Below are 3,031 nucleotides of genomic sequence, written 5' to 3' on the forward strand. Positions count from 1 at the left end.
CCAAACCACGTTTGCCGACCCGGTCGGAGACGATCTTCTCCAGCCCGGCGAACGCGCCGGCCACGATGAACAACACGTTGGTGGTGTCGATCTGGATGAACTCCTGGTGCGGGTGCTTGCGGCCGCCCTGCGGGGGCACCGACGCCTGGGTGCCCTCCAAGATCTTCAACAGCGCCTGCTGCACGCCTTCCCCGGAGACGTCACGGGTGATCGACGGGTTCTCGCTCTTGCGGGCGATCTTGTCGACCTCGTCGATGTAGATGATGCCGGTCTCGGCGCGCTTGACGTCGTAGTCTGCGGCCTGAATGAGCTTGAGCAGAATATTCTCGACGTCTTCGCCGACATAGCCGGCCTCGGTCAGCGCGGTGGCGTCAGCGATCGCGAAGGGCACGTTGAGCATCTTGGCCAGGGTTTGAGCCAGGTAGGTCTTGCCGCAGCCGGTGGGTCCCAGCATCAAGATGTTGGACTTGGTCAGCTCGACGGGTTCACCCGACCGGGAATCGCGGCCCTTCTCGCCGGCCTGAATCCGCTTGTAGTGGTTGTAGACAGCGACCGCAAGCGTCCGCTTCGCGGTGTCCTGGCCGATGACGTAGCCCTCCAAGAAGTCGCGGATCTCGGCCGGCTTGGGCAGCTCATCGAGTTTGACGTCGTCGGCGTCGGCGAGTTCCTCTTCGATGATCTCGTTGCAAAGATCGATGCATTCATCGCAGATGTATACGCCTGGGCCCGCAATAAGCTTTTTGACCTGCTTCTGGCTCTTTCCGCAGAACGAGCACTTCAGGAGGTCACCGCCGTCTCCGATGCGCGCCATGGTGCTGGGGGCCTACTTCCTGTTCACCGTTTCGATCGTGCTATGCCGCGTGTATTTCCCGACGCTACCCGCTTGTTGCGGAGCGATGCGACCGTTAGAGCCGAATCGCGTCGGTGATATTCGTGCTTGTGTGCCTGAACATATCGCCTGAGGCGGCCCCACGCTTGCCGGAACGCGCCACCGTGTCCCTGGCGTGTCGCGGCTGTTATGCGACTGAGAGGCGGACGGGCTCGGCGGCCCTAGATTAGGCCTGTGGGTTTCGCCGTGCCCGAGAATACCGCGTTAATCGCCGATGGCGGTCTGGCGACCGAACTCGAGGCGCGAGGTCATGACCTTTCCGACGGGTTGTGGTCGGCGCGGCTGCTGGTGGAGGCTCCGCAGGAGGTCACCGCGGTGCATACGGCGTTCTTTCGCGCCGGGGCGATGATCGCGACCACGGCCAGCTACCAAGCGTCCTTCGACGGCTTCGCCGACAGCGGGATCAGCCGCGACGACACCATCCGATTGCTTCGGCGCAGCGTCGAACTCGCCAAGACCGCGCGCGACGAAGTGGGCGATGTGGGTCGCCGGGTGGCCGCATCGGTCGGCCCGTACGGCGCCGCACTGGCCGACGGCTCGGAATACCGCGGACGCTACGGGCTTGGCGTCGCGCAGCTAGAAGACTGGCACCGGCCTCGGCTGGAGGTGCTGGCAGACGCCGGCGCCGACGTGCTGGCGCTGGAAACCATCCCCGACGTCGACGAGTCCGAGGCACTGGTGAACCTGGTGCAATCAGTCGGTGTGCCGGCCTGGCTCAGCTACACCATCGACGGCACACGCACCCGCGCCGGTCAGCCGCTGGCTGACGCCTTCGCCGTGGCGGTCGGGGTACCGGAAATCGTCGCGGTCGGGGTCAATTGCTGCGCACCCGACGACGTGCTGCCGGCGATCGGGCAGGCCCGAGAAACCGGCAAACCGGTGATCGTGTATCCCAACAGCGGCGAGCGCTGGGATAGCGCTCGGCGCACTTGGGTGGGCCCATCGCGGTTCTCGGCGCGGTTAGCCGTGCAGTGGGCGGCGGCCGGCGCGCGGGTCATCGGCGGGTGCTGCCGGGTGCGGCCGGCCGACATCGCCGAGCTGGCGACCGCGCTGACCTAGCCGGCTGATCAGCGCAAGCGGTCAATCACGCCGTCTGCGCCGAGAGCTTCCGGTACTCCAGCACGGTGTCGATGATCCCGTAGTCCTTTGCCTCTTCGGCGGTCAGGATCTTGTCCCGGTCGGTGTCCTTGCGGATCACCGACGGCTCCTTGCCGGTGTGGTGGGCCAGCGTGGTCTCCATCAGGGTGCGCATCCGCTCGATCTCCGCGGCCTGGATCTCCAGATCGGAGAACTGGCCCTGGATCACGCCGGACAACGACGGCTGGTGAATCAGCACACGCGCGTTGGGCAGCGCCATCCGCTTGCCCGGTGAACCGGCGGCCAACAACACCGCCGCGGCCGAGGCCGCCTGGCCCAGGCACACCGTCTGGATGTCGGCCCGCACATATTGCATCGTGTCGTAGATCGCCATCAGCGAGGTGAACCCGCCGCCCGGCGAATTGATGTACATGGTGATGTCGCGGTCGGGATCGAGGGACTCCAGCACGAGCAGCTGCGCCATGATGTCGTTGGCCGACGCGTCGTCGACCTGGACGCCGAGGAAGATGATGCGTTCCTCGAACAGCTTGTTGTACGGGTTGGACTCCTTGATGCCGAAGCTCGAATGCTCGATGAACGACGGCAGGATGTAACGCCCTTGGGGCTGGAGTTCGGGGTTCATAGTGATGGGGCTCCGTTGGTCTCGGCGCGGGTGATGATGTGGTCGACGAACCCGTATTCCAGGCCCTCCGGCGCGGTGAACCAGCGGTCGCGATCCGAATCCGCCACGATGCGCTCGACCGGCTGGCCGGTGAATTCGGCGTTGAGCCGGAACATCTCCTGCTTGATGACGGCGAACTGCTCGGCCTGGATGGCGATGTCGGCCGCGCTACCGGTCACCCCGCCCAGCGGCTGGTGCATCAGGATGCGAGCGTGCGGCAGCGCGTAGCGCATGCCCTTGGTGCCGGCCGCCAGGAGGACTTCGCCCATCGAGGCGGCCATGCCCATCGCATACGTGGCGATGTCACACGGCGCCAGCACCATCGTGTCGTAGATCGCCATTCCGGCGCTGATCGATCCGCCGGGTGAATTGATGTAGAGCGA

At 65.5% G+C, this 3,031-nt stretch carries 4 protein-coding genes; 1 reads left to right on the top strand and 3 read right to left on the bottom strand.

The annotated features are described in order from the left end of the window. The coding region (gene clpX / locus ACLQI9_RS15705) for an ATP-dependent Clp protease ATP-binding subunit ClpX (RefSeq protein WP_442391892.1) at window positions 1–811 on the bottom strand (811 nt) is incomplete at its 3' end. A gap of 264 nt (window positions 812–1,075) precedes the next feature. Between clpX and mmuM the strand changes: the two genes are divergently transcribed. Continuing rightward, the gene (gene mmuM / locus ACLQI9_RS15710; RefSeq protein WP_442380498.1) at window positions 1,076–1,948 is read left to right on the top strand and encodes a homocysteine S-methyltransferase; all 873 of its coding nucleotides are present in this window, start codon (window positions 1,076–1,078) and stop codon (window positions 1,946–1,948) included. 25 nt (window positions 1,949–1,973) lie between these two features. On the opposite strand, the gene clpP2 is transcribed toward mmuM, so the two are convergent. Both clpP2 and ACLQI9_RS15720 read right to left on the bottom strand, forming a co-directional pair. Next, the gene (gene clpP2, locus ACLQI9_RS15715; RefSeq protein ID WP_442391893.1) at window positions 1,974–2,609 is read right to left on the bottom strand and encodes an ATP-dependent CLP protease proteolytic subunit ClpP2; all 636 of its coding nucleotides are present in this window, start codon (window positions 2,607–2,609) and stop codon (window positions 1,974–1,976) included. Beyond that, window positions 2,606–3,031 (bottom strand): ATP-dependent Clp protease proteolytic subunit (locus tag ACLQI9_RS15720; protein WP_442391894.1); only part of this gene is annotated, 426 nt, incomplete at its 5' end. The genes clpP2 and ACLQI9_RS15720, both read right to left, overlap by 4 nt.

The organism is Mycobacterium sp., from assembly GCF_052143115.1.
Taxonomy (GTDB): Bacteria; Actinomycetota; Actinomycetes; order Mycobacteriales; family Mycobacteriaceae; genus Mycobacterium.

Bases quoted from the DNA above. Each gene is read 5' to 3' on its own strand.
- clpP2 (WP_442391893.1), bottom strand. From the start codon at position 2,609: ATGAACCCCGAACTCCAGCCCCAAGGGCGTTACATCCTGCCGTCGTTC.